This window comes from Streptosporangium brasiliense, from assembly GCF_030811595.1.
In the GTDB taxonomy this organism is placed as follows: domain Bacteria; phylum Actinomycetota; class Actinomycetes; order Streptosporangiales; family Streptosporangiaceae; genus Streptosporangium; species Streptosporangium brasiliense.
Genome location: NZ_JAUSRB010000001.1, coordinates 427,204 through 451,661, shown reverse-complemented (window position 1 = coordinate 451,661; position 24,458 = coordinate 427,204). Strand labels below are relative to the sequence as shown.

Sequence of the window (24,458 nt, the reverse complement as noted above, 5' to 3'; positions counted from 1 at the left end):
GGGTCTCCTTGGTCAGGGATCACGGCCGCAAGACGGTGGATCTCGATTCCGAAAAGCTCGGAGGGTGCCCCGGGGACGGCCCGCCGCAGGTGTGCGGGCCGGCCCCGGGGGCGTTCAGGACGGGATGGTCACCCGGCTCGGCGCGCGTTGTGGGATCAGCCGGCCTTCGCGGCGCTTTCGGTCATGGGCCGGCAGGGCGGTGTCTGGAAGACCACGCCGTCCAGGAAGTTGCCGAACGTCGGGCGGCCTCCGGCGGCCGATACCGACTTGAAGGCGAACCGGGTGACGGTCTGCCCGGCGGGCACGACGTAGGTGCCGCTGTAGTGGCCCCAGGCGGTGTTGCCGTCGGAGATGTCCGGGGAGGAGGCTCCGGTCGGAGTCTGGGGCACGGGTGCGCCCGGGGCGCCGATGAGAACCCGCATCACGTCGGTCCCCAGACGGCCTCGGTGATACAGCGACCAGGTCATCTGGGTGCCGGGAACGGTGGGGACGTCCTGGTAGAGCGTGGAGACCTGGTTGGCGTTGAGTTCGGCGAACTGCCGGCCGTCGGCTGCCGGGACCCCGCCCGCGCCGCTGGGCCAGAACTCCAGCTTGTTGTCGGTGGCGGTGGTGTGCCAGCCGACGGCGGGGTTGGTGGAGGCGTCGGGGATGTTCCAGTCGATCCGGCGCACGGCGGGTGTCTCGAAGCTGCCGTTGACCAGGTTGATGGGCTCGCGGGTGCAGGTGACGGTGACGGTGACCGTGGCGGTGGAACTTCCGCAGGCGGTGGTGATGGTGTAGGCGAAGGTGTCGGTGCCGCCCAGGCCCGGGTCGGGCGTGTAGACGACGGTGTTGCCGGAGATCGTCGCGGCGCCGTGGCGGGGCTGGGTGACGCTGGTGATCGTCGGCGCGGTCGCGGTGTCGTTGGCCAGCACGGGCACGGTGACGGCGGTGCCCTCCGTGGTGGTGGCGGTGTCGTCGACGGCGTTGGTGGGCGAGATGGACTGGCCGCTGACGATGTGGATCGGCGGGGCGGGGGCGTTGTTCCCGAGCTGGCCCGGGAAGGCGATGACGCTGCTGATCCCGGTCGGCCGGATGGTCATGCTGCGCCCGACGGTGCCCGGCCTGACCCGGAAGGTGATGACCTTCGCGGCCGGGTCGGTCTTGGTGCCCGGCGAGGTGATCGACAGGGTGTTGCCGTTGATGACGCCGGTCCCGGACTGGCCGACGATGTCGGCGCTGGCTCGCAGGGACGACAGGTCCCAGGTGGTGGTGTAGGTGCGCACCAGCAGCGGCCAGCGGGCCGTGCGGTGCGTCAGGGTGAGGGTGAAGGTGCTGCCCGGTGCGATCTGCCCGCCCCACAGGGAGGGGGAGGTGGTGACCGCCACCGACCCGTTGCCCAGCCTCATGCCGAGCACGTTCTTCCAGTAGTAGTCGACGGGGTAGTTGTGCTGCCCGTGCCGGATGCAGGGTGCGGCGGCCTGTGTGGTGGCCTGCCGCGTTGTAGCGCCGGTGTGCGCATCGGTGTCGGCTACCGCCGGGGTCACCCATGCGGCCAGCAGCGTGGTCAGGGCACAGGTAAGCGTGGTGAGCGCGGACCTGGGCCGTTGCGATATCGCCATGGAACTCCCGATCTGTGTGGGGACACGTTCAAGATCAAATACATGGCGATGTTACTGAATGCAACCGGAGGATTTCGTTCAGTGGCAGCCGCGGTGATTCCGTGTCGCCCTCGCCGATCACCGCCCGCCGATCACCGCCCGCCGACCACCGCCCGCCGATCGCTTCCTCCGGCGCGCACCGCCGGCGCTGGAAAGTCACGCTCCCGCCCGAACCGTCGATGAGATGGACTCCCGCGGGCGGGACAGCCGAGGGGGTGCGAGGTCCCGGTCGCCGGCGGGCGGGGTTGTCCCTGGCGGGGGCGCGTGGGGGCGGTCCCCGGCGAGCGCGATCAGCGCTTGTTTCCCCGCCGGATCGACGCTCAAGGCCCAGCGCAGCTTGACCGCGATCCATTCGGCCAGACACCGGCAGCGGGTCGGGGCATACGGCGGCAGCCACTGGCCGGGATCCTTGTCGGCTTTGCTGCGGTTGCTGCGCGCGGTGACCGCGACCAGGTGGTGCCGCCCGTCCAGGCGCCCTCCTCGACCCCCGCATCAGGCTCGGGTGACTTGGCGGCCGGCTCCGGATCGGGCATTGACGGAGATTAATTACATGTTTTGATGAGATAAGTCAGAAAATTTCCACACAGCTGCACCATCGGACCCGGGGGACCGTCGGAGCCCACCCCAGGAGGATGCGCATGGCGCGCAGCCAGCCCACTGACCCGCCCGTCGACTTACTCGCAGCAGTCCAAGGAGAAGTCTCCTGGTTCTGCTGCGGCACGGCCTGGGGGCCGTGCAGCAGCACCGGTAAGGGAGCCTGCGGCACCTGCAACTCCGGGAACCTGCAACACGCCTGGCCCAACACCTCCGACGCCTGCTGGTCGATCACCCGGCCGGACAGCTGCGGCGTCTCGCTGTCCCGCAGGACCTGCGGTTTCAACCACCGCATCACGGCGCTGTGCAGCGGCGCCGCCGTCGTCACCTCCATCGCCGACTGCGGACCGCAGACGGACCTGTTCTGCGGCGAGCGCAGCTGCTGCGGCGCGACCTGCGCGAGCAACCGGCTGATCGACCTGACCCCGGCCGCCTACAGCCGGATCGCCAGCCTCTCGACCGGCCTGCGGCCGTGCGAGATCTCGGTCCCCTAGGAGGCGGTCCGATGACCAGCAGAAGGCAACTGCTCAAGTCCGCCCTGCTCGGCGGCGGAGCCGGCGTCGTCGCCGCGACCGCGCTGGGATCGCTCGGCCCGGAGGCGGCCTTCGGCGCCGTGGCACCCGAGATCGAGCCCGGCACCCCCGACCCCAACTTCGCCGAGGGACGGATCCGTTCCATCAAGGACAACACGCTCTTCGTCCTGGGATCGAACATGGTCTTCCACCGCATCAGGGTCGTCGACGGCACGAGCCTGTGGAAGCTCGGTCCCGTCGCCTTCGACCAGGCCAGACCCGGTGACGGGCTCTACGCCCGGGGCGTCCGGATGCCCGACGGGGTGCTCGCCGCCGAGGCGGTGTGGCTCAACATCGTCAACATCAAGGGCCACATCAGGAACATCACCAGCGAGAAGATCCACCTGGACCACAAGGGGCAGGAGATCCTCTGCCACCGCGTGCCGGGCAGATCGGTCGCCGTCTACTCCGACTCGCCGCCCTCCGCCGACCTGTCGCTGCTGCGGGTGAGCCAGCACGTGCAGGTCCTGGGCGCCTGGCGGCCCGACACCAACGAAGTCGACATCGCCACCGTCTTCTCCCCTCATTAGGAGCGACAGATGCATGGGATCGCCGCGCTGCAGCCGTATGTGATCGGCTCCTTCCTGCTCTGGGCCGCGCTGGTGAAACTGCTCAGCCGGAAGATGCGGGCGCGGGCCGGGCAGAGCGCGCTGGCCCGGCTGGTCGGCTCGGCGCGCGCGGTCCCCGCGCTCCGGCTCGTCGGGGTGCTGGAGCTCGCGGTGGCGGCCGCGCTGCTGCTGCCGCCGGTCCTGCCCGCGGAGGGCGCGGCCGGCGCCGCGCTCTCCGCGGGATTCCTCGCCTATCTCACCTATGCGCGCCTGGCCGCGCCCGCCGCGTCCTGCGGTTGCCTGGGCACGCACTCCCGCCCGGCGGACCGGCGCGCCTTCGCCCGGGCGGGGCTCCTGCTCGTCATGGGCGTCGCGGCGCTCTGGGCGCGGCCGTACCCGCTGGACCCGCCGCTCGCGGTCCTGGGCCTGGTGGAGATCGCCGTCCTGCTGGGGCTCTCGGCGGAGCTGGACCGCCACTGGCTGATGCCCCTGCGCCGGCTGCTCGTACGGCTGCGCAGACCGCTCGCCCCGCCCGCACCGCAGGAGATCCCGCTGGAGGTCACCCTGCGCCTGCTCTACCTCAGCCCCGCCTACTGCTCGACGTCGGCGCGGCTCACCTCCGACGTCCAGGACGTGTGGGACGAGGACGGCCTGCGGTTCGTGGTCTACGCCGCCGGCGGGCGGACGGCGGTCTTCGCCGTCCCGCTCTCCGGCGGCGACCCGTCGGCCGTCCGCGCCGCCCTCGTCGACGAGCCCGCGCTCACCTGACCGTCCGGCGGCCTACCCGGCCGCCGGCGCGCGGGTCAGAGCGCCGCGCCCAGCGCGCGGGCCAGGTTGGCCGCGGCCTCGGGCGCGTAGCGCAGGAACAGGTAGGGCTCGGTGAGCTCCAGCTCGATGAGGACCGGGCTGCCGTCGGGCAGGCGGACCAGGTCCACCCGGGCGTAGAGCACGTCGGGGAACTCGGCCAGCACCTGCTCGGCCAGGGCGAGCTGGTCGCCCCCGGGAGTGCGGAGCTCACCGTGGCCGTTCCCGCGCCCCGGCCCGGTGGCGTTGCCGGCCAGCATCGGGTTGCGCCGGATGGCGTGGCTGAACCGGCCGCCGAAGTAGAGCAGCGAGGTCTCCCCCTCGGTCTCGACCATGTCCAGATAGGGCTGGATCATCGCGGTCCGCCCCTCGGCGACCAGCCGGGCGGCGTGGGCCCCGGCCTCCCCGCGGTCGCCGGTCCTGATCGTGTCGCGGGCCCCGGCCGACACCGTGGGCTTGACCACATACTCGTCGAGGACCGGGAAGTCGGCCTCCTCGCCCGGCCCGACCCAGTAGGTGGGGATGGCCGGCGCCTTCAGGTCCCGCAGGTAGGTCTTGTCGGTGTTGCGCTCAAGCACGGCGGCCGGGTTGAGCAGCCGGGTGACGGACTCGACGCGGCGGGCCCAGTCGAGGAACTCCGCCCGCCGGTCCACGTAGTCCCAGGCGGAGCGGACCACGACGGCGTCAAAGGCGGCCCAGTCGGCCTCGGGGTCGTCCCAGCGCACGATCCGCCCGGCGATCCCGGCCTCGGCCCAGGCGGCGAGAGCGAGCTCCTTCTCGTCGTCGCCCCCGTCCGGGTCTGCGAAAGTCACATAAGCCGCGGAAACGCTCATTGAAAGCCCCTCATGTCAGCACCAACCAAACATCAAGGACCTTACACAGAGCCGCTCGCCAGCCCCGGCCCAGCCCCGGGCCTCCGCGGCTACGCCCCGTAGACGGGCTCCGGCTCGGCCGCCTCGGCCAGGAGCCCGGCGACCGCGTCGCCGATCTCGGCGGGCTCCCAGCGGGCGCCCCGGTCGGCGCGGGGGCCGTGCCGCCAGCCGTCGGCGAGGGAGAGGACGCCGCCCTCGACCTCGAAGACCCGCCCCGTGACGTGGGCGGACCTCGCCGAGCCGAGCCATGCCACCAGCGGCGCCACGTTGGCCGGGTCCATCGCGTCGAAGCCGTCCGCGGGCCTGGCCATCGTCGTGGCGAAGACCTCCTCGGTCATCCGGGTCCGCGCGGCCGGGGCGATCGCGTTCACCGTGACGCCGTAGCGGCCGAGCTCGGCGGCGGCCACCTGGGTGAGCGCCACGATGCCCGCCTTGGCCGCGGCGTAGTTGCCCTGCCCCACGCTGCCGAGCAGTCCGGCGCCGGAGGAGGTGTTGATCACGCGGGCGTCCACCGGCTCCCCCGCCTTCGACCGCTCCCGCCAGTGCGCCCCGGCGTGGCGCAGCGGCAGGAAGTGGCCCTTGAGGTGCACCCGGATCACCTCGTCCCACTCCTGCTCGGTCATCGAGACCAGCATCCGGTCGCGGACGAACCCGGCGTTGTTCACCAGCACGTCCAGCCGGCCGTAGGCGCTCAGCGCCGTCTTGACCAGCCGCGCCGCGCCGTCCCAGTCGGCGACGTCGTCGCTGTTGGCCATCGCCTGGCCCCCCAGCGCGCGGATCTCGGCGGCCACCTCCAGCGCGGGCACCCCGGAGCGGCCGTCTCCCCGGGGACCCGCGCCGAGGTCGTTGACCACGACCTTCGCCCCCTGCCTGGCGAACTCAAGGGCGTGTTCCCGCCCGATGCCGCGCCCGGCCCCGGTCACGATCACCACACGCCCGTCACAGATGCCGCTCATGCAAGGTCCTTCCATGCAAGGTCCTCCGTCGTGATCATGCAGAGTTTCCCGGGGGTTCACCCGCCGTGTCCAGAAGCGATCCGCCGCCAGGCGGGGATCTCCCCGCCGCCGTGCAGGAGGAGCTCGGCCCCGGTCACATAACCGGGGGCGGCCAGCCACAGACACGCCCCGGCCACGTCCTCGGGCAGGGCCATCCGGCCCGCGGGGACGGCGGCGCCCATCCGCCGGACCCCCTCGGGGCCGCCGTAGTGATCGGCCGCGCTCTCGGTCTCGGCGAGGCCGACGACCACCGTGTTGACGCGGACCCGCGGCGCCCACTCGGCGGCCAGGCAGGCGGCCAGGTGGTGCAGGCCCGCCTTGGCCGCGCCGTAGGCGGAGGTGCCGGGCGAGGGACGCGCGCCGCTCGAACTGCCGATCATGATGATCGAGCCGCCCACCGCGGCCAGGAGCGGGTGGGCGCGCTGGGCGACCAGCAGCGGAGCGATCAGGTTGAGCTCGACGATCCGGGCGTGCAGCCGCGGCGAGGTCCCGGCCAGCGGCGCGTACGGCGAACCGCCCGCGTTGCTGACCACCGTGTCGAGCCGCCCGTGCCGCTCCTCGATCTCCCCGACCAGCCGGTCCACCTCGGCCGGGTCCCGCACGTCGGCCGCGACGAACCCGATGCCCGCCGGCAGCGCCCGCGGCTCCTGGCGCGCGCACACCACCACCCGGGCCCCGGCGGCCAGGAAGGCGCCGGCGATCCCGGCGCCGAGTCCCTTGGTCCCACCGGTGACCAGCACGACCGATCCGGCGTAGTCGTAGGAGACCCGCATGACACCCTCACCGTCTTCCTTCCGCCCGGCCTGTCGCGTGCTACCGTACCAAGCAAGCGTTAGGTGAATACAGTGAGGCGCGATGGGAATCACTCTGCACGGCGGCGGACCGGTCGCCGAGGTGGTCATGGACGTGCCCCCGGTCAACGCGTTGACCGTCTCGGGCTGGTTCGAGCTGGCGCGGGCCCTGCGGGAGGCCGGACGCGACCCCGTCACCCGCGCGGTGGTGCTGCGCGCCGAGGGCCGGGGCTTCAACGCCGGGGTGGACGTCAAGGAGATGCAGGCCACCCCCGGGCACGCCGCCCTGGTCGGGGCCAACCGGGGATGCGCGGCGGCCTTCGCGGCGGTCTACGAGTGCGAGGTCCCGGTGATCGCCGCCGTGCACGGGTTCTGCCTGGGCGGCGGCGTCGGCCTGGCGGGCAACGCCGACATCGTCGTGGCCGCCGAGAACGCCTACTTCGGCCTGCCGGAGGTGGACCGCGGCGCGCTGGGCGCGGCCACCCACCTGGCCCGGCTGGTCCCCCAGCACCTGATGCGCGCCATGGTCTACACCTGCCGCACCGTCACCGCCGCCGAACTGCGCGCCTTCGGCTCGGTGCTGGAGGTCGTCCCCCGCGACAAGCTGCGCGAGGCCGCCCTCGACATCGCCTCCGCGATCGCCGCCAAGGACCCCTACGTCATCCGCCGGGCCAAGGAGTCGCTCAACGGCATCGACCCGGTCGACGTCAGGCGCAGCTACCGGTTCGAGCAGGGCTTCACCTTCGAACTCAACCTGATGGGCGCCGGCGACAGACACCGCGACGCGTTCGTCTCCGGCGAGGCCGGGGCGGACGGGGCGCCGGGCGAGGAGGATCGATGAGCGGCAAGGTGATGTCGGTCGAGGAGATCGTCGGCTCGCTGCGCAGCGGCATGACGGTCGGGATCGGCGGCTGGGGCTCGCGGCGCAAGCCGATGGCCCTGGTCCGCGCGCTGTGCCGCTCCCCCCTCGAAGACCTGACGATCGTCTCCTACGGCGGCGCCGACGTCGGCCTGCTCTGCGCCCACGGCAAGGTCCGCAGGGTGATCGCGCCCTTCGTCACGCTCGACTCGATCCCCCTCGAACCGCACTTCCGGGCCGCCCGGCAGAGCGGCGCCGTGGAGTTCACCGAGTACGACGAGGGCATGTTCATGTTCGGCCTGCTCGCGGCGGCGCACCGGCTGCCCTTCCTGCCGACCCGGGCCGGGCTCGGCTCGGACGTGACGCGGGTCAACCCCGGCCTGCGGACCGTCCGCTCCCCCTACCCCGACGGCGAGGAGCTGATCGCGGTCCCCGCGCTGACCATGGACGCCGCGCTCGTCCACCTCAACCGGGCCGACCACCTCGGCAACGCCCAGTATCTCGGCCCCGACCCCTACTTCGACGACCTCTACGCCAAGGCCGCCGAGCGCTGCTACGTCTCCTGCGAGCGCCTGGTGGACACCGCCGACCTGCTCAAGGAAGGCCCGCTCCAGTCGCTGCTGATCAGCAGGTCCATGGTGACCGGCGTGGTGGAGACGCCCGGCGGCGCCCACTTCTCCACCTGCGAGCCGGACTACGGCCGCGACGAGACCTTCCAGCGGGCCTACGTGGCCGCCGCCGCCGACCCGCAGGCGTGGAAGGCGTTCCGGGAGCGCTACCTGTCCGGCGACGAGACCTCCTACCAGGAGGCCGTACGGCAGGCACGGGAGGGCGCGTGAGCGCCGGCCCCCTCCGGCGCCGCCGCACCGGACAGTTCAGGACACCGGCCCCCGGGAGGGACACGTGACGATCACCGCCACACGCGCCGAGGTGTGCGTCGTCGCCTGCGCCGAGGCGTTCCGGGGGGACGGGGAGATCCTCGCCGCCGGCATCGGCGGCGCGATCACCATGCTGGCCGCCCGGCTGGCCCGGCTCACCTTCGAGCCCCACCTGATCACCCATGACGGGACGTGCCTGCTGACCGGGGACGTGCCGCCGCTGGGCGGGACGCCCGGGGTGGTCGAGGGCTGGCTGCCCCTCCGGGACCACCTGTGGCTGGTGCTCAACGGCAGGCGGCACGTCATGCTGGGGGCTAGCCAGCTCGACCGGTACGGCAACAGCAACATCTCCTGCATCGGCGACTGGGCCAGGCCCCGCTCCCAGCTCCTCGGCGTGCGCGGCGTCCCGGGCAACACCGTGTGCGGCCCGACCAGCTACTGGATCCCCAAGCACTCGCCCCGGGTGTTCGTGCCGAAGGTGGACATGGTCAGCGGCGTCGGCCACGACCGCGCGGCCGAGGCGGGACCCAGCGCCTACCGCCACCACGACCTGCGCCGGGTGGTCACCGACCTGGCCGTGCTGGACTTCGACACCCCCGACCACTCGATGCGCCTGGCCTCGGTCCACCCGGGCGTCACCGTGGCGGAGGTCGTGGAGCGGACCGGCTTCCGGCTCGCCGTCCCGGACACGGTCCCCCGGACCCGCCTGCCCACCGGCGAGGAGCTCCGCGTCCTCCGCGAGGTCCTCGACCCCGGCTCCCTGCGCGAGCGCGAGGTCCCCGACCCGGGCCCGCCCGGCGCCCCCGCGGCCGCCGCGGCCCCTGGGCCCCCCGGCGCCGCCTCCCCGCGCGAGCGCGGGGCCCCCGCGTGACCTCCGGTCCCGGGCCGGCCGTACCCGCCGGCGGCGCCGCGGACCCGGCCGGGCCCGCGGCGCCCACCCTGACCACCCGGCTCACCGAGCTGGTCGGCTGCCGCCATCCCGTCGTGCAGACCGGCATGGGCTACGTGGCCGGCGCCCGGCTGGCCGCCGCCACCTCCGCCGCGGGCGGCCTGGGGATCATCGCGGCGGCCACGATGCCGGTCGAGCAGATGACCGCCGCGATCCGGGCGGTCCGGGAGCGGACCGACGCGCCCTTCGGGGTGAACATCCGCTCCGACGCCGACGACGCGCGCGAGCGGATCGACATCATGATCCGCGAGGGCGTCCGGGTCGCGTCGTTCGCGCTGGCGCCCAGGCGGGAGCTCATCGCCCGGCTGAAGGACGCCGGCGTGGTGACGGTCCCCTCGGTCGGCGCGCGCAGGCACGCCGAGAAGGTCGCCGCCTGGGGGGTGGACGCGGTGATCGTGCAGGGCGGCGAGGGCGGCGGGCACACCGGGGCCGTCCCGACCACGGTGCTGCTCCCCCAGGTCGTGGACGCGGTGGACGTCCCGGTCATCGCGGCGGGCGGCTTCTTCGACGGACGCGGGCTGGTCGCCGCCCTGTCGTACGGCGCGTGCGGGATCGCGATGGGCACCCGCTTCCTGCTGACCTCCGACTCCCCGGTCGGCGAGGAGGTGAAGAAGGTCTACCTCGGCATGTCCGACACCGTGGTCACCACCCGGGTGGACGGCGTCCCGCACCGCGTCCTGCGCACCCCCTTCGTCGACTCCCTCGAACGCTCCCGGCTGCGCCTGCTCCGCGCGATCGCCAACGGAGCCCGGTTCAGGAGGCTGTCGGGCACGTCATGGGCCGGGATGGTGCGCGAGGGCCGCCGGATGAGACACGGCCGCGACCTGACCTGGGCCCAGGTCCTGCAGGCGGCCAACACCCCGATGCTGCTGCGGGCCGCCATGGTGGACGGGCGCGCGGACCTGGGCGTCATGGCCTCGGGACAGGTCGTCGGGCTGATCGACGATCTGCCGAGCTGCGCGGAGCTGATCGGCCGGATCATGTCCGAGGCGCACGCCGTACTGGACCGTCTGCCGCGTCCGTGACCAGGTCGGGCCCGCCTTTACGAAGTATGTCCGTTTTTCGGGTCTCTTCGGCCGGTACGGCCCCGCCGGCCGACGCGGCCGCGTGGCACGCGCCGCGGCCGTCGGCCCGGGCGACGATCCGGCCCGCCTCGACGCGGACGGCGGCCTCGGTCCCGTCGCTGACGGCGGGCACACCGGCGGCCGCGGCGAGGGCGCCGGAGCCGTCGTGGACCACCTGGAGGGGCGGCCACGCCGTGGGCGGGAAGGCCTGGCGCAGGCAGGCGCAGAGGCCGGCGACGGCCAGCCGGGCCAGCGGCGTCAGCTCGGCGGGGTCGCCGGTGACCAGGACGGCGGTGACCGTGGCTCCGGCCGGCGCGGCCCGCACCGCCTCCTCGACGGCCTCGAGCCGGTGCAGCCCGAGGACCGCCACCACGCCGTCGTCGGCCAGCCGCGCGGGTCCGCCGCGGATGACGTCCGCGGCGGGCGGCGGGGACCACGGCTCGTCGGCGGGCCGCGCCAATGGGACGTAGGGGAGGTGCGGGGGCTGCCACGCGTCGCCCAGGTCGAGGTCCGCGAGCTGCTCGCAGACGCCGATGACGTTGAAGGGCTCGACAAAGCCGGGCGCGGCGGCGGCCAGCTGCCCCGCGCCGTGCAGGGTCGTGAGCACGGACTCGGCCACGCGCACCAGGCGGCCGGCGGGCGTCCCGGGCGGGCGCAGCCGCTCCAGGGCCAGTCCGAGCAGGATCGCGTCGAACCTCATCAGCTGCGCGAACGGCAGCCGGGTCCGCCCGTCCACCAGGATCTCGGACATCAGGTCCGAGCCGAGCCGGGCCGGGCCGGGCCGTTCGTCGGTGGCGAGGGGGAGCCCGGCGACCCAGGCGCGGGCGAACGCGCCGAGCGCCTCGCGGGCGGTGCGGCCCGGCTCCGGGTGCGGCGACCGCGGCGCGCGCTCGGCGAGGTCGGCCAGGACGGCGAAGTAGAGAGCCCGTTTGCCGGGGAAGTTGGAGTAGACCGCGCCGCGGGTGAGCTCGGCGCGCTCGGCGATCGCGTCGATCTTGGCGTCGCGGAAGCCGCGCTCGGTGAACTCCTCCTGGGCGGCGGCCAGCACCCTGGCGCGGTTGCGCTCCTGCGTCTCAGCCCTGGTGAGCCGGCCCATCGTCCCCCTCGTTCCGGCGTTGCCCGCCCGTTCCGCCCCAAGATATCGTCGCCATCTATATGATGGGATCATCTGATCAGATCATTCGAAGCCTGGGGTGTCCATGACCGGCGTCGGACCGGGTGCGGGCGGCGCACCCGAGATCGACCTGATCCGGCCGGGTCCCGGCCCGCACGACCGTTGAGGAGACGTTCTCGAATGGCACGCATCGGTGACGGCAACCTGCTGAGGTGCACGTTCTGCGGCAAGAGCCAGAAGCAGGTCCGCAAGCTCATCGCGGGCCCGGCCGGCGTCTACATCTGCGACGAGTGCGTCGGGCTCTGCAACGAGCTCATCGAGGAGGAGCTCGCCGAGTCCGCCGCGGGTGAGCCGTGGGAGCCGCCGAAGCCGCGGGAGATCCACGACTTCCTCGATCAGTACGTCATCGGGCAGGACGCCGCGAAGAAGACACTCGCGGTGGCGGTCTACAACCACTACAAACGCATCCGGCCGGGGGCCCGCGGGAGCGGGCGGCAGGCCGCGAAGGAGGAGCCGGTCGAGCTCGGCAAGTCCAACATCCTGCTGATCGGCCCGACCGGCTGCGGCAAGACCCACCTCGCCCAGACGCTCGCCCGGATGCTCGACGTCCCGTTCGCGACCGCCGACGCCACCGCGCTCACCGAGGCCGGCTACGTCGGGGAGGACGTCGAGAACATCCTGCTCAAGCTGCTCCAGGCCGCCGACTACGACATCGCGAAGGCCGAGACCGGCATCATCTACATCGACGAGATCGACAAGGTCGCCCGGAAGAGCGAGAACCCGTCGATCACCCGTGACGTCTCCGGCGAGGGCGTCCAGCAGGCGCTGCTGAAGATCCTGGAGGGCACGATCGCGAGCGTGCCGCCGCAGGGCGGCCGTAAGCACCCGCAGCAGGAGTTCATCCAGATCGACACCGGCAACGTGCTGTTCATCGTCGGCGGCGCGTTCGACGGCCTGGAAAGGATCATCGAGCGGCGGGCCGGCCACCGGGGCGCCGGGTTCGGCGCCCCGGCCCGCACCGAGGACAGGGCAGCCGAGAAGGACGCCCTCGCCCGGGTCATGCCCGCGGACCTGCTGAGGTTCGGCCTGATCCCGGAGCTCGTCGGCCGCCTCCCGGTGGTGTCGACCTTCCAGGCGCTGGACCGGACGGCGCTGACGCGGATCCTCACCGAGCCGCGCAACGCGCTGGTCAAGCAGTATCAGCGGCTCTTCGAGATCGACGGCGTCGAGCTGGAGTTCACCGAGGACGCCGTCGACGCGATCGCCGAGCAGGCGCTGCTGCGCCGCACCGGTGCCCGGGCGGCCCGCGCGGTCCTCGAAGAGGTCCTGCTCAACGTGATGTACGAGGTGCCGAGCCGGGACGACGTGGCCCGCGTCGTGATCAGCCGCGAGACCGTGCTCGGCAACGTCAACCCGACCCTGGTCCCCCGCGGGCGGCCGGACCGCGGATGGGAGCGCCCCGAGAAGTCCGCCTGAGACGTCCCCGGCCTCCGGCGCCGCGGTCCGGCACCGGAGGTCAGAGCTGGGCGTCCCCGGCGAGGAGCTCGGCGGCGGCCTGGCCGCAGACCCGGGCGGCCCCGTGGGTGGCGATGTGGACGGCGCCGAGGTCGGAGCGGCCGGGCAGGCCCATCTCGACCACCACGGCGTCCGGCCGGGCGGCCAGGAGGTGGTGGAGGGCGTCGGTCTGCCAGGGGTGGCGGTGGGCGTCGCGGACCACGGTGACCAGCGGGCGCTCCGCCGCTGCGGCGAGGGCGGCCTCGATCGCGCCGCCGGTGGCGGCCGAGGCGTTCAGGCGGGTCACCGTGGTGCCGGGCAGGAGCTTGCCGAGCGGCTCCCCGACGCCCCAGGGGGTGTCCTTCTCGATGGCGAGGTTCATCTCCGGGGCGAGCTCGACCACGTGGGGCGGGGCGGGCAGCGGGAGGACCGCGGTCGCCGAGCGGCGGGTGATCCGCAGGGCCCGCCGGGCGGCGGCCAGGCCGATCCCCGCGTCGCCGGGGCGGGCGGCCCCGGAGCGCCCCCGTGCGGCGGAGACGCTCCAGAGCGCGAGCTCGCAGACCCGGTGGGCCGCCTCGGCCAGCCGCTCCTCGGGGAGCCGTCCCTCGATCACGGCGTCCACGATGGCGTCACGGACCGCGGTCGCGGTGTGCTCGTCGGCGTGCTCGCCGCCCACGCAGATCGCGTCGGCGCCCGCGGCGATGGCCCGCGCCGAGGCGCCGCCGATGCCGTACGGGCCGGAGACGGCCGCCATCTCGATGCCGTCGGTGACGATGACGCCGTCGAAGCCCAGCTCGACCCGGAGCAGGTCGTGCAGCACCCGGCCGCTGAGCGTGGCGGGCAGAGCGGCGTCGAAGGCGGGGACCAGCAGGTGGCCGGTCATGACCGTGCGCACGCCCTCGGCGATGGCCGCGCGGAAGGGCCGCAGCGCCATCTCGTGGAGCTCTTCGGCGGTGGCCGCGACCAGCGGGACGCCGTGGTGGGAGTCGACGGAGGTGTCGCCGTGCCCGGGGAAGTGCTTGGCGCAGGCGGCGACGCCGGAGGACTGCAGGCCCCGGACCCAGGCGGCGGTGTGCCGGGAGACCAGGTCGGGGTCGGCGCCGAAGGAACGCAGGCCGATGACCGGGTTGTCCGGGTTGGAGTTGACGTCCGCCGAAGGGGCGAAGTCGAGGTTGACGCCCGCCGCGGCGAGGTCGCGACCGAGATCCCGGGCGAGCTCCTCGGTGAGCTCGGTGTCGTCGACGACGCCGAGGGCGAAGTTCCCCGGCCGGGTGCTGCCGGCCGCGGCCTCCAGGCGCGTGACCTCCCCCGACTCCTCGTCGACGCCGACGATCACCTGCGGGTTCTCCGCGCGGAGCGCGGCCGTCAGCTCGGCGACCTGGGACAGGGTCGCGATGTTCCTGGAGAAGAGCACCACTCCGGCCAGGCCGTCGGCCAGACGCCTGCGCAGCCAGTCAGGCGGCGTCTTCCCCTCGAACCCCGGAAGAACTACCGTGTCCGCCAGACGGAGCAGCTCTGGGCCGCGTTTCATGCACCCTCCTCGCCTGACGGCCGACCGGCATCCCCTGCCGAAGACACGTAGACAACGCATTGTGTGGCACCTCGAGAGAGAGCGCTCCCAGAGGCTTGGGCGTAAATCTAATAGGAAACTTTCCTAATTGCTAGTGGGCTGACCATGGGCATTTGACTCAAGGTTTACTCACCAAAGTGATCAGTGGGGCTGGAGGGAGCCCGCCGGGACGAGACCTCGTCCGGGCCGGGACGCCGGCCGCGCGCGGGAACCGGCCGTCACCTCCCCGGCGGACGCCGAGCAGCGCCCCGCCGGGGGACGTCGTCGCCGTCGAGCCCCGGCCGGCGGTCTCCAGACTGATCACGCGCAGACCGAACGGGACCGACGCCGAGATGGCCCGCACCGCCTCCGCCCGGGCCGCTCTCCCATTACCAGCGGAAGGCGCGTGCGACTTACCGGCGGAAGGCGCGTGCGACGACGCCGCTTCCGAGCGGACCGACGGCCACGACGAGGCGGACCGGCGGATCCACCGCCACCGCGCCCTCGACCTTCCCGCCCGGCGGATGGTCGTCATCGACCGCTCCGTCGCCTCCGTGGCCGTCACCCCGGACGACGGACGTCTCCCCGCGCACCTGGTTCACCGCCGCACGCCGGGCGCCCGCCCGGGGCGAATGCTCTCTCAGAGCCGTTCGATGATCGTCACGTTGGCCTGGCCGCCACCCTCGCACATCGTCTGCAGGCCGTACCTGCCGCCGGTCCGCTCCAGCTCGTGCAGGAGAGAGGTCATCAGCCGGGCGCCGGTCGCGCCGAGCGGGTGGCCGAGCGCGATGGCGCCGCCGTTGGGGTTGACCCTGGCGGGGTCGGCGCCGGTCTCCTTCAGCCAGGCCAGCACGACGGAGGCGAACGCCTCGTTGATCTCGACGGCGTCGATGTCGCCGATCGACATGCCCGTCCTGCGCAGCGCGTGCGCGGTGGCGGGGATCGGCGCGGAGAGCATCATGATCGGATCGTCGCCGCGGACGGACAGGTGGTGGACGCGGGCGCGCGGGATCAGGCCGTGGACCCGGACCGCCTCCTCGGAGGCGACGAGCAGGGCGGCGGCGCCGTCGGAGATCTGGGAGGAGACCGCGGCGGTGAGGCGCCCGCCCTCGACCAGGGGCTTGAGCGCGGCCATCTTCTCCAGCGTGGTGTCGCGGCGGGGGCCCTCGTCGACGGCTACACCCTCGTACGGGGCGATCTCGGCGGCGAACCGGCCCTCGTCGACGGCGCGCAGCGCCCGCCGGTGGGACTCGTAGGCGAACTCCTCCATGTCGAGCCGCGACACCTCCCACCGGGAGGCGATCATCTCGGCGCCGCGGAACTGCGACACCTCCTGCCCGCCGTACCGGGACCACCAGCCCTTGGAGCCCGCGAACGGGCTGTCGGAGCCGAGGGCCTGCCCGGCGGTCATGGCGTAGCCGATCGGGACGCGGCTCATGTTCTGTACGCCGCCGGCCACGACCAGGTCGCAGGTGCCCGACAGCACGGCCTGGGCGGCGAAGTGGACCGCCTGCTGGGAGGAGCCGCACTGGCGGTCGACCGTGACGCCGGGCACCTCCTGCGGCAGCCCGGCGGCCAGCCAGCAGGTGCGGGCGATGTCCCCGGCCTGCGGGCCGACGGTGTCCACGCAGCCGAAAACGACGTCGTCCACGGCCGAGGGGTCCACCCCGGTGCGCCGGACGAGCTCCCCGAGCACGTGGGCGCCCAGATCGGCGGGGTGGGCGCCGGCCAGGCCGCCGTTCCTGCGACCCACGGGGGTCCGGACCGCGCCGACGATGTACGCCTCAGCCATTGCGTGTCCCTTCGTTGTCCGCAGACGACAAGGGTAGCAAGCGCTTGGTCACATACAAAGACCTGGATGAGCTGGCGCGTTCAGGTGAACAAGCGATTGCGCAAGGGCTCATAATGGAGGTGTGAACACGCGAAAGAACTCCGGCGGCGCGACCACCACCCCAGTCAAGCGCCAGGGCACGACGAAGCGCGCGGCCTCATCCGGCTCCGCCTCCGAACGCCGCGACCACCTCGTCAAGCTCGCCGCCGAGCTTTTCGCCCGCAAGGGCTTCCAGGCGACCACCGTCCGCGAGATCGCGGAGGAGGCGGGCATCCTGTCCGGGAGCCTCTACCACCACTTCGACTCCAAGGAGACGATCGTCGACGAGGTGCTGACCACCTTCCTCGACGACCTCGTCGGCCGCTACCGCGCGGCCCTGGAGCAGGAGGGCGAGCCCCGCGCAATCCTGTCAGAGATGGTGCGCATCGGGTTCAGCACCCTCGAACCGCACCGCGCGGCGATCACCGTCATGCAGAACGACTGGAACTATCTGCGCTCCCTGCCCGGCGACCGGTTCGACTACCTGGTCAAGGCCGAGGACGAGGTCGAGCGCATGTGGGTGGAGCAGATCAAGCGCGGCCAGGCCGTCGGCCAGTTCCGCGCCGACGTGGACCCCAAGCTCACCTACCGCATGATCCGCGACACCATCTGGGTGGCGGTCCGCTGGTTCCGCCCCGGAGGCCGCCTCAACACCACCGGCCTCGCCGAGCACTACATCACGGTCCTGTTCGACGGCCTGGCGACCGGCGAGCGGAGCAGCCACAGCGCGTGACGCGCCCGGCCGGGCGGCGGCGGGCGGTGCGGACGGAGAGTGACGGGCGGGCATGACAGCGCGGGCGGAGCCCGCCCGACGAGCGCGGCGGCCGGCGCGGGACGGGCCGCCCACGGTGCGGACGAGGAGTGGCGAGCGGGCATGGACACCCTGCACGAGGCGGTGCGGCGCGCGTTCACCGAGGTGGCCGACCCGGCCAAGGCGCCGGCGATGCGGGCCTACATGAAGTCGGAGATACCCTTCCTCGGCGTCCAGGCCGGGCCTCGCCGTACGGCGCTGCGGAGGGTCTTCGCCGAGCATCCGATCGAGAGCGCGCCCGAATGGCGCAGGACGGTCCTGTCGCTGTGGCGGGACGCCGAATACCGCGAGGAGCGCTACGCGGCGATCGAGCTGACCGGACACCGGCCGTACCGGAGGTTCCAGACCCTTTACGCGCTCCCCATGTACGAAGAGATGATCGTCACCGGAGCCTGGTGGGACTACGTCGACGAGCTGGCCGTCCACCGCGTCGGCGGCCTGCTGTCGGCCTTCCCCGACACGATGCGCCCGCTCATGCTGGAGTGGGCGCACGGCGACGACCTGTGGAAGCGCCGCACGGCCATCCTCTGCCAGAACAGGTTCAGGTCCGCCACCGACACCGGCCTGCTCTACGCCTGCATCGCGCCGAGCCTGTCCGACATCGACTTCTTCGCCCGTAAGGCGATCGGCTGGGCCCTGCGCGAATACGCCAAGATCGACCCCGACGAGGTCGTCCGCTACGTCGACCACATGGGCATCACCGGCCTGAGCCGCCGCGAGGCCCTGAAGAACCTCCCGGCCCGGTGACCCCGCCGGCGCCTGACCGGCGGACGGGCCGGGCCCGCCCGCCGGGGCCGGTCACTTGATCGTGTAGGGGTCGCCGTAGACCTTCCAGGACAGCGGGGTGTTCAGGTCGAGGTTGCCCTTGTTGAGGAAGACCCGCTGCGCGGTGTCGACCCGGCTGGTGTCCTCGTGCGCCTCCTCGGCCTTCATGGCCACCTTGCGGGCGTCGAGGAAGGCGTGCAGGTATTTGACCTCGTCGCCGCCCTGCGCGGGCGGCTTGGCCTTCTTGAGGGCGTTCCTGCGGATCGCGCTGAAGCTCTCCGGGTCGCCCCCGTCGCCGTGCATGACGATGGCGTCGTAGTAGGCGAACTGCCCGAGGGCGCGCAGGCCGTCCTGCTTGGCCTGCTGGACCGCCGGGTTGAAGTAGACCCGGTCACGCTCGTCGTTCTGCGCCTGCTGGAAGGCCGTGTCCTTGGCCGCGGTGGCCCAGTCCTTGGGGTAGTTCGGGTCGAGGCCCTTGTGGGAGTCGGTGCCGTTGACCTTGCGCAGGGCGGGCAGGTATTTGGCGAGCACGTTCCCGGGCTTGCGCTCGGCGTAGAGCTCGACGAGGTCGAGCATGTCGCCGGTGCCGGAGCAGAAGCCGATGATCCCGGCGGTGTAGCCGCGCTCGTCGTCGATGTCCTCGATGTACTTGTACTGCGCCTTCCAGTTGAGGGAGGAGTTCTCCGCGCTGGAGACGAGCTGCATGGCGATGTCCTTCTTGCGCGGGTCGGTGAGGTCGACCCCGGCGGCCGCCGGCTCCGGCGAGGACACCGACAGGCGCGGTGCCGGCCCGGCGGCGTGCGCGGGACCCGCGTGGACGGACAGGACCGGGGCGGCGACCACGGCCGTGGTGAGCAGGAGCCGCAGCATCCGGCGGCCGGAGCGCGGATCTGACGAGATGGGCACGTGTCTCTCCAGGGGGACGGTGGAGGAACGACCGGAGGCGAGGAGTCTTCGCCCGCTCGTTAGGAAAGTTTCCTAACGAACTTAACCGCCGATATGCCCCACCCGTCAACCCGTATCCCCTTAATCGCAGAATAGGATCTTCTTAAGCGGAGGTTAACGGGCTACTTGAGCGCCCCCGCCGTCAGGCCCTTCTGGATCTGGCTCTGGAAGATCGTATAGACGATCAGCATGGGGAGGATGGCCATGCTGAGCGCGGCGAACAGGGCCGACCAGTCCGCGTCGTAGCCGGCGGCGGTGGAGATGTCGGCGATGCCCTGCGTGAGCACCCACTTCTCCTTGTCGGCGGGCAGCAGCACCAGCGGCAGCTGGTACTGGTTCCACTGGCCGAGCACGTTGAAGATGGTCACGCTGATGATGCCCGGCCTGGCCATCGGGAGCATGATCTGGAAGAACACCCGGGTGTGCGAGGCCCCGTCCACGAAGGCCGCCTCGGCCACCGCCCCGGGCAGCGTCCTGAAGAACGCCGCGAGGAAGAACACGGTGAACGGCAGCGAGTAGGCGATGTAGACCAGCACCAGCCCGCCGTGGGAGTTGAGGCCGATGAACCGGCCGATCACCGGGACCGCGCCCATGTTCTGCACGACGAAGAACAGCGGGGTCAGCGCCAGGTAGACCGGGAAGGCCAGGCCGGAGACGAACAGCAGGTAGATCGCCCGGTTGCCGCGGAAGCGGTAGCGGGCGAGCACGTAAGCGGCCATCGAGCCGAACAGCATCGTGCCGAAGGTGCCGGCCCCCACGACGACGATGCTGTTGATCATGTACTGGCCCACGTGCGCCTGCTCCCAGGCCCGCGCCCAGTTGTCGAGGCGGAGGGAGACCGGCAGCGACCAGGCGTCGCCGAAGATCTCGTCCTCGCTCTTCACCGACGCCAGGAACGTCCACAGGATCGGCACCACCACCAGGACCGTCCACACCAGCAGCGCGACGTGCGTCAGGGCCGACAGGGGGCCCAGGCGCCTCCTGCGCTCCTGCCGGGCGTAGGCCCGGCTCCGGGAGATCATCGTCTCTGCCGTGGGAGTCATCGCGTCTGCCACTAGAACTCGATCCGCTCACGCCGCGACAGGCGCAGGGCCAGCGCCGCGAACCCGATGGTGAAGAAGAACAGCACCACGCCCATCGCGGAGGCGTAGCCGAACCTGAAGTACTGGAAGGCGTTGCGGTAGATCTCCGCCGCCATCACGGTCGTGGAGGAGTCGGGCCCGCCGTGTTCGGCCGTCATCACCCACACGACGGCGAAGACGTCGAGCGCGGCGATGCCGAGGTAGACCCAGCCCACCTGGATGGTGTCCCAGAGCAGGGGCAGCGTGATCCGGAAGAACAGCTGCGCTCCCCCGGCGCCGTCGATCGACGCCGCCTCGAACATGTCACGCGGGATGGAGGAGATGCCCGCCGAGAAGAGCACCACGTAGAAGCCGACCGCCTGCCAGACCAGCACGCCCAGCAGCGCCCAGAGCGCGACGTCGGTGTCGGACAGGAAGCCGACCGGCTCGAACCCGAGGGCGATCAGCGGCGCGTTGAGCATCCCGCTCCGGTCGGGCCGGAAGACCTGCTGGAACAGGACCGCGACCACGACGACGGCCAGCACCTGGGGGAAGAAGAACACCACCCGGTAGAACTTCGACCCCCAGACGCCGCCGGTGCCGCCCCGCCCTCCGCTGTTGAGCAGGAAGGCGAACAGGAGCGCGATCCCGATGGTCAGCACCGGCATCAGGATCAGCAGGATGAGGTTGTGCCCCACCGCCTTCCAGAAGACGTCGTCGTCCAGGAGTCTCCGGAAGTTCTCCAGGCCCACGAACTGCGGATCCGCGCTCACCCCGCGCCAGTTGGTGAACGCGATGTAGAAGGCCTGCGCGTAGGGGGCGATCACGTAGATCACATAGAGCGCCACCGGGATCGCGAGAAACCCGGTGACGAACCGCGTCCTGCCGTAGTTCATCGCCCGCCTACCGTTCCCCTGCTCGCCGCGCGGACCGCCCGCCCCGGACGGACCGCCGTCCGCCTCTCACCGGCGGCCCGCCTCCCGCGGGCCGCCCGCCACCGCCGTCGTACGCCACCGCCACCTCTTACCTCTTGAACTTCTTCACCGAGGAGTCGTTCTTGATCGAGTCGGCCTTCTTCTGCGCCCGTTCGATCCACTGGTCGACGGTCAGCTTGCCGTTCATGAACTGCCCGGTCGCCGCGGCCACCTCGTCGTGCATCTCCACGTACCACTTGCGGAACAGGAACCAGACGGCGTTGTCGCCCGCCGCGGCCAGGGCGGTCGAGGCGCTCTTCAGGCCCGGCTTGAGCGTGCGCCCCTCGCTCGCGCCCTTGACGACGGTCAGCGTGGAGACCATCTCCATGAACTTGCCGGCGCCCTCCTTGGAGAGCATCGCCCGCATGTACTCCAGGCCCGCCCGGGGATTGGCCGACTTGGCCGGGACGATGAACTCCTCACCCGGCCGGGCGTGCAGCGTGCCGTACGGCAGGGCGTCGGAGGAGCCGAAGTCCGGCAGCGTGAACATCGCGTAGCCGAAGTCGGCCGGGGTGGAGTCCTTCTGCTCGTTCTCCAGCCAGGAGCCGCAGGGCAGCATGGCGACCTGGCCCTTGTTGTGGGCGGTCTGGGTCTGGACGTGGTCCAGGCCGGCGGTGCCCTGGAGGAGGTATTTGGCGCCGATCTCGGCGAAGGCGGTCGCGGCCTGCTTGACCGGCTCGACCTGCCAGGCGCCGTCCTCCAGGTTGTCGATGTTCTTCAGCACGTCCTTGCCGCCGATCTTCGCGGCGAGGGTGAGGATGGTCTCGTAGATGTAGAAGGGGTGCTTGCCCGCGTAGGTGAACGGCGCCATCTTGCCGGACTTCTTGATGGTCTCGCAGAGCCGCAGGAACTCCGCCCACGTCTTGGGCGGCTGCCAGCCCTCGGCCTCGAAGAGCTTCTGCGAGTACCAGATGCCCCAGACGGTGCTGGCGTAGTTCAGGACGTACGGCTTGCCGTCGTAGCTGCCCAGCTCGATCGCGGCCGGGTCGATCGTGTCGCGCACCTTGACGGCGGGGTCGTCCCAGCTCGGCGCGTCGTACAGGGGCGTGAGGTCGGCGAGCTGGCCGTCCTGGACCAGGGCCCCGAAGTCCATCGCGTTGGCGCCCGAGTTGTTGACGAGCTCCGGCGGGTTGCCGCCGGCGAAGCGTGGCTGGAGGGTCTTGGCGATCTCCTTGGTCGTGTTGTGTTTGATCTCCAGCTTGGGGAACTTGCCCTTGACCAGCGGCTCGTGGACGTCCGTGGCGTAGGCGTCGCCCAGGCCGCCGTCGAAGATCCAGACCTCCAGGGGGCTGGTCTCGACGAGGCCGAGCGGGTTGGCCGCGCTGGTGGCCCCGGCGGCCGGCGCCGCCGGTGAGGCGCCGCCGGGGCCCGCGGGACTGGCGCACGCCGACAGCACCGGCAGGGCGATCCCCGCCAGGGCCGCGCTGCGCAGAAGCTCACGCCGGGACAGGTTGGTCATGCTTCCTCCTGCAGGGGGGTGATCAGGCACCTCGCCGGATCCTTCCGGCATAGCGGTTCTCAAGATCCCGGTTGTGCTCGTCGCCGCCGACGGTGTTGACCGAGCGGTAGACCGGCGGGGTCTGGCCGGCCTCGATCAGGCCGCGCACCACCTCGGCCACGACCATCTGTGCCAGCAGCGCCGAGGTGATCGTGGAGACCGCGCCGAACGCGCCGCCGTCCGGCAGCGGCATGATCGCGTCGCCGTACGGGGCCCCGTTGTCGAGCACCACGTCGGCGAGGTCGAGGAGCTTGCGGCCCGAGGGATGGCGGGAGACCATCGCGGTGCTGTGCTGGACGGAGGTCAGGGCGATCAGGCCGTGCCCCCTTTCCTTGACGATGGAGGCCAGCTCCACCACCGAGCCGTTCACCCCGGAGCTGGAGATCAGCACGAACACGTCCTGCGGCTGGACGGGGGCCAGGTCGTAGAGCCGCCGGGCGATCGCCGGGTCGCGCTCCAGCTCCGAGGGGGCGCCCAGGAGCACCTCCACCGGGGCCCCGCCGTACAGCACGACGTCGCGCAGCGCGAGCCGGTTGGTGGGGACCAGCCCGCCCGCGCGGCCGGCGATCTCCATGGCGATCGCCTCGGAGTGGCCGGAGCCGAAGGCCTGCACCACCCCGCCGTCGAGCAGCGACCCGATGATCAGGCCGGCCGCCAGCCTGACCCCGTCTCTCTGCGTCTGGGAGACCTCGTCCGTCAGGGCCCTCACTTCATGGACGTAGTCGGCGGCGCCGATATCCACGGTCAACTCCTCTCCACGCGGTGGCTCTCAAGTGCGCGGACCGTCCGCTCGAACGCCTCGCTGGTCCGCTCGTAGGTGCGCTGCGCGACCGCGACGTAGACGGCGTCGAGGACGAAGAGCTGGGAGTGGACGGCGGCCAGGCCGCCCAGCCTGAAGGTGGTCTCCCGGCTCGCGGTGGTCAGCACCAGGTCGGCCAGCTCGGCCAGCGGGGAGCGGGCGAAGGAGGTGACGGCGACGGTCAGCGCGCCCCGGTCGCCGGCCTCGGCGAGCGACTCCAGCACCTCGCGGGTGCGGCCCTGGTGGGAGATCCCGATGGCGACGTCGCCCTCGGCCAGCAGCGCCGCGTCGGCGAGCGCCTCGTGGGCGTCGGCGTGGCTCCAGCAGGGCACCCGGATCCTGCGGAGCCGTCCGCCGATCATGGCGGCCGTCCCGCCGCTGATGGAGACCCCGAAGACCAGCACCCGCCGGGCGGCGACGATCGCGTCGGCGATCTTGGCGACGGTGCCCGCGTCGAGCTGGGCCGCGGTCTCCTGGATGAGCCGGGAGTCGGCGGCGGCCATCACGCCGATCGCCGTGTCGAGCGCGTCGGTCGGGCCGATCTCGCGGCCCACGTTGGCGTCCCAGTTGGCCTGCGCGGCGCGGCCGGTCTCGGTGGCCAGCGCGACCCGGAGCCCGGCGTATCCGGTGAAGCCGAACACCCGGCAGAACCGTGTGACGGTGGCGGGCGAGCTGCCGCTCCGCTCGGCGAGCGCGAGGATCGTGGACCGGGCCGCTCCGGCCGGGTCGGCCAAGATGGCCTCGCCGACCCGGCGAAGGGCCTCGGGCAGCGCGGACGTCTCGGTCTGGATGCGTCCGAGAGCCCCTACCGCCACAGGCATTCCTTTCACCCGCTCAGTGATGGGGTGAAAATTATTCTCAAGCACGGTCCGCGTCAAGACCCTTCGGGGAGCGGGCGCCCTGGACCGTTCCGGCTGCGTCCCGGACCGCTCCCGCTACGCCCCGGACCGCTCCGGCGGCGTCGGCGGCAGCAGCTCTCGGTCGTCGTCGGACAGGGGCCGGAACACCCGGG

24 protein-coding genes are annotated in these 24,458 nt (G+C 72.2%); 10 read left to right on the top strand and 14 right to left on the bottom strand.

The window, feature by feature from the left end; genetic code table 11:
* Positions 1-155: 155 nt before the first annotated feature.
* Positions 156-1,601 carry an Ig-like domain-containing protein gene (locus J2S55_RS02005; RefSeq protein WP_306856849.1) on the bottom strand — a complete coding sequence of 482 codons (1,446 nt, stop codon included), beginning with the start codon at positions 1,599-1,601 and terminating at the stop codon, positions 156-158.
* Positions 1,602-2,278: 677 nt separating this feature from the next.
* Here J2S55_RS02005 and J2S55_RS02000 point away from each other — a divergent pair.
* The 3 genes from J2S55_RS02000 to J2S55_RS01990 are packed head-to-tail and all read left to right on the top strand — an operon-like array spanning position 2,279 to position 4,122.
* On the top strand, positions 2,279-2,728 hold the full coding sequence (locus J2S55_RS02000; protein ID WP_306856848.1) for an RlpA-like double-psi beta-barrel domain-containing protein: 450 nt from the start codon (positions 2,279-2,281) through the stop codon (positions 2,726-2,728).
* A gap of 11 nt (positions 2,729-2,739) precedes the next feature.
* Positions 2,740-3,336: a cell wall protein gene (locus J2S55_RS01995; protein WP_306856847.1), complete on the top strand. Its 597-nt coding sequence runs from the start codon at positions 2,740-2,742 to the stop codon at positions 3,334-3,336.
* Between the two features lie 9 nt (positions 3,337-3,345).
* Entirely contained in the window at positions 3,346-4,122 is a 777-nt protein-coding gene (locus J2S55_RS01990) for a MauE/DoxX family redox-associated membrane protein (protein ID WP_306856846.1), read from the top strand.
* Positions 4,123-4,157: 35 nt separating this feature from the next.
* On the opposite strand, the gene J2S55_RS01985 is transcribed toward J2S55_RS01990, so the two are convergent.
* The 3 genes from J2S55_RS01985 to J2S55_RS01975 form a co-directional block, all read right to left on the bottom strand.
* Entirely contained in the window at positions 4,158-4,970 is an 813-nt protein-coding gene (locus tag J2S55_RS01985; protein ID WP_306856844.1) for an ATP-grasp domain-containing protein, read from the bottom strand.
* Between the two features lie 110 nt (positions 4,971-5,080).
* Positions 5,081-5,986, bottom strand: coding sequence for an SDR family oxidoreductase (locus J2S55_RS01980; RefSeq protein ID WP_306856842.1), 906 nt, complete (start codon positions 5,984-5,986; stop codon positions 5,081-5,083).
* Between the two features lie 56 nt (positions 5,987-6,042).
* Complete coding sequence (locus J2S55_RS01975) at positions 6,043-6,798, bottom strand: SDR family oxidoreductase (protein WP_306856841.1); 756 nt, start codon at positions 6,796-6,798, stop codon at positions 6,043-6,045.
* Between the two features lie 82 nt (positions 6,799-6,880).
* Here J2S55_RS01975 and J2S55_RS01970 point away from each other — a divergent pair, with 82 nt between their 5' ends.
* The 4 genes from J2S55_RS01970 (at position 6,881) to J2S55_RS01955 (ending at position 10,527) form a co-directional block, all read left to right on the top strand.
* Positions 6,881-7,657 (top strand): enoyl-CoA hydratase family protein, encoded by a 777-nt coding sequence (locus J2S55_RS01970; RefSeq protein ID WP_306856839.1) that lies wholly within the window; start codon positions 6,881-6,883, stop codon positions 7,655-7,657.
* The gene (locus J2S55_RS01965; RefSeq protein WP_306856838.1) at positions 7,654-8,514 is read left to right on the top strand and encodes a CoA transferase subunit A; all 861 of its coding nucleotides are present in this window, start codon (positions 7,654-7,656) and stop codon (positions 8,512-8,514) included. Before J2S55_RS01970 ends, J2S55_RS01965 begins: the two co-directional genes overlap by 4 nt.
* Positions 8,515-8,584: 70 nt before the next feature.
* A complete protein-coding gene (locus tag J2S55_RS01960; RefSeq protein ID WP_306858541.1) occupies positions 8,585-9,424 on the top strand; it encodes a CoA-transferase subunit beta in 840 nt (279 codons plus the stop codon).
* Positions 9,421-10,527, top strand: coding sequence for an NAD(P)H-dependent flavin oxidoreductase (locus tag J2S55_RS01955; protein WP_306856837.1), 1,107 nt, complete (start codon positions 9,421-9,423; stop codon positions 10,525-10,527). The genes J2S55_RS01960 and J2S55_RS01955 overlap by 4 nt, the downstream gene beginning before the upstream one ends.
* On the opposite strand, the gene J2S55_RS01950 is transcribed toward J2S55_RS01955, so the two are convergent.
* Positions 10,481-11,662 carry a TetR/AcrR family transcriptional regulator gene (locus tag J2S55_RS01950; protein WP_306856835.1) on the bottom strand — a complete coding sequence of 394 codons (1,182 nt, stop codon included), beginning with the start codon at positions 11,660-11,662 and terminating at the stop codon, positions 10,481-10,483. The genes J2S55_RS01955 and J2S55_RS01950 overlap by 47 nt on opposite strands.
* A 198-nt stretch (positions 11,663-11,860) precedes the next feature.
* On the opposite strand from J2S55_RS01950, the gene clpX reads away from it, so the two are divergent.
* Complete coding sequence (clpX, locus tag J2S55_RS01945; protein ID WP_306856834.1) at positions 11,861-13,156, top strand: ATP-dependent Clp protease ATP-binding subunit ClpX; 1,296 nt, start codon at positions 11,861-11,863, stop codon at positions 13,154-13,156.
* Positions 13,157-13,196: 40 nt separating this feature from the next.
* Here clpX and J2S55_RS01940 read toward each other — a convergent pair whose 3' ends face one another.
* The 3 genes from J2S55_RS01940 to J2S55_RS01930 all read right to left on the bottom strand — a co-directional run bounded on the left by J2S55_RS01940 (position 13,197) and on the right by J2S55_RS01930 (position 16,515).
* Positions 13,197-14,705 carry a glycoside hydrolase family 3 protein gene (locus J2S55_RS01940; RefSeq protein ID WP_306856833.1) on the bottom strand — a complete coding sequence of 503 codons (1,509 nt, stop codon included), beginning with the start codon at positions 14,703-14,705 and terminating at the stop codon, positions 13,197-13,199.
* 431 nt (positions 14,706-15,136) lie between these two features.
* Positions 15,137-15,325 carry a hypothetical protein gene (locus tag J2S55_RS01935; protein ID WP_306856831.1) on the bottom strand — a complete coding sequence of 63 codons (189 nt, stop codon included), beginning with the start codon at positions 15,323-15,325 and terminating at the stop codon, positions 15,137-15,139.
* 38 nt (positions 15,326-15,363) lie between these two features.
* Positions 15,364-16,515 carry an acetyl-CoA C-acetyltransferase gene (locus J2S55_RS01930; RefSeq protein WP_306856829.1) on the bottom strand — a complete coding sequence of 384 codons (1,152 nt, stop codon included), beginning with the start codon at positions 16,513-16,515 and terminating at the stop codon, positions 15,364-15,366.
* 121 nt (positions 16,516-16,636) lie between these two features.
* On the opposite strand from J2S55_RS01930, the gene J2S55_RS01925 reads away from it, so the two are divergent.
* Positions 16,637-17,326, top strand: coding sequence for a TetR/AcrR family transcriptional regulator (locus J2S55_RS01925; RefSeq protein WP_306856828.1), 690 nt, complete (start codon positions 16,637-16,639; stop codon positions 17,324-17,326).
* 141 nt (positions 17,327-17,467) lie between these two features.
* Positions 17,468-18,151, top strand: a complete 684-nt coding sequence (locus tag J2S55_RS01920; RefSeq protein WP_306856826.1) for a DNA alkylation repair protein — start codon at positions 17,468-17,470, stop codon at positions 18,149-18,151.
* A 51-nt stretch (positions 18,152-18,202) separates the two neighbouring features.
* On the opposite strand, the gene J2S55_RS01915 is transcribed toward J2S55_RS01920, so the two are convergent.
* The 6 genes from J2S55_RS01915 to J2S55_RS01890 form a co-directional block, all read right to left on the bottom strand.
* Positions 18,203-19,075, bottom strand: coding sequence for a chitosanase (locus J2S55_RS01915; protein WP_306856824.1), 873 nt, complete (start codon positions 19,073-19,075; stop codon positions 18,203-18,205).
* Between the two features lie 161 nt (positions 19,076-19,236).
* Positions 19,237-20,157 (bottom strand): carbohydrate ABC transporter permease, encoded by a 921-nt coding sequence (locus J2S55_RS01910; protein WP_306856823.1) that lies wholly within the window; start codon positions 20,155-20,157, stop codon positions 19,237-19,239.
* An 11-nt stretch (positions 20,158-20,168) separates the two neighbouring features.
* Positions 20,169-21,071, bottom strand: coding sequence for a carbohydrate ABC transporter permease (locus J2S55_RS01905; protein ID WP_306856821.1), 903 nt, complete (start codon positions 21,069-21,071; stop codon positions 20,169-20,171).
* 127 nt (positions 21,072-21,198) lie between these two features.
* On the bottom strand, positions 21,199-22,608 hold the full coding sequence (gene ngcE, locus J2S55_RS01900) for an N-acetylglucosamine/diacetylchitobiose ABC transporter substrate-binding protein (protein ID WP_306856820.1): 1,410 nt from the start codon (positions 22,606-22,608) through the stop codon (positions 21,199-21,201).
* Between the two features lie 22 nt (positions 22,609-22,630).
* The gene (locus J2S55_RS01895) at positions 22,631-23,389 is read right to left on the bottom strand and encodes a sugar isomerase domain-containing protein (protein ID WP_306856819.1); all 759 of its coding nucleotides are present in this window, start codon (positions 23,387-23,389) and stop codon (positions 22,631-22,633) included.
* 2 nt (positions 23,390-23,391) lie between these two features.
* On the bottom strand, positions 23,392-24,267 hold the full coding sequence (locus J2S55_RS01890; RefSeq protein ID WP_306856818.1) for a MurR/RpiR family transcriptional regulator: 876 nt from the start codon (positions 24,265-24,267) through the stop codon (positions 23,392-23,394).
* Positions 24,268-24,458: the final 191 nt, after the last annotated feature.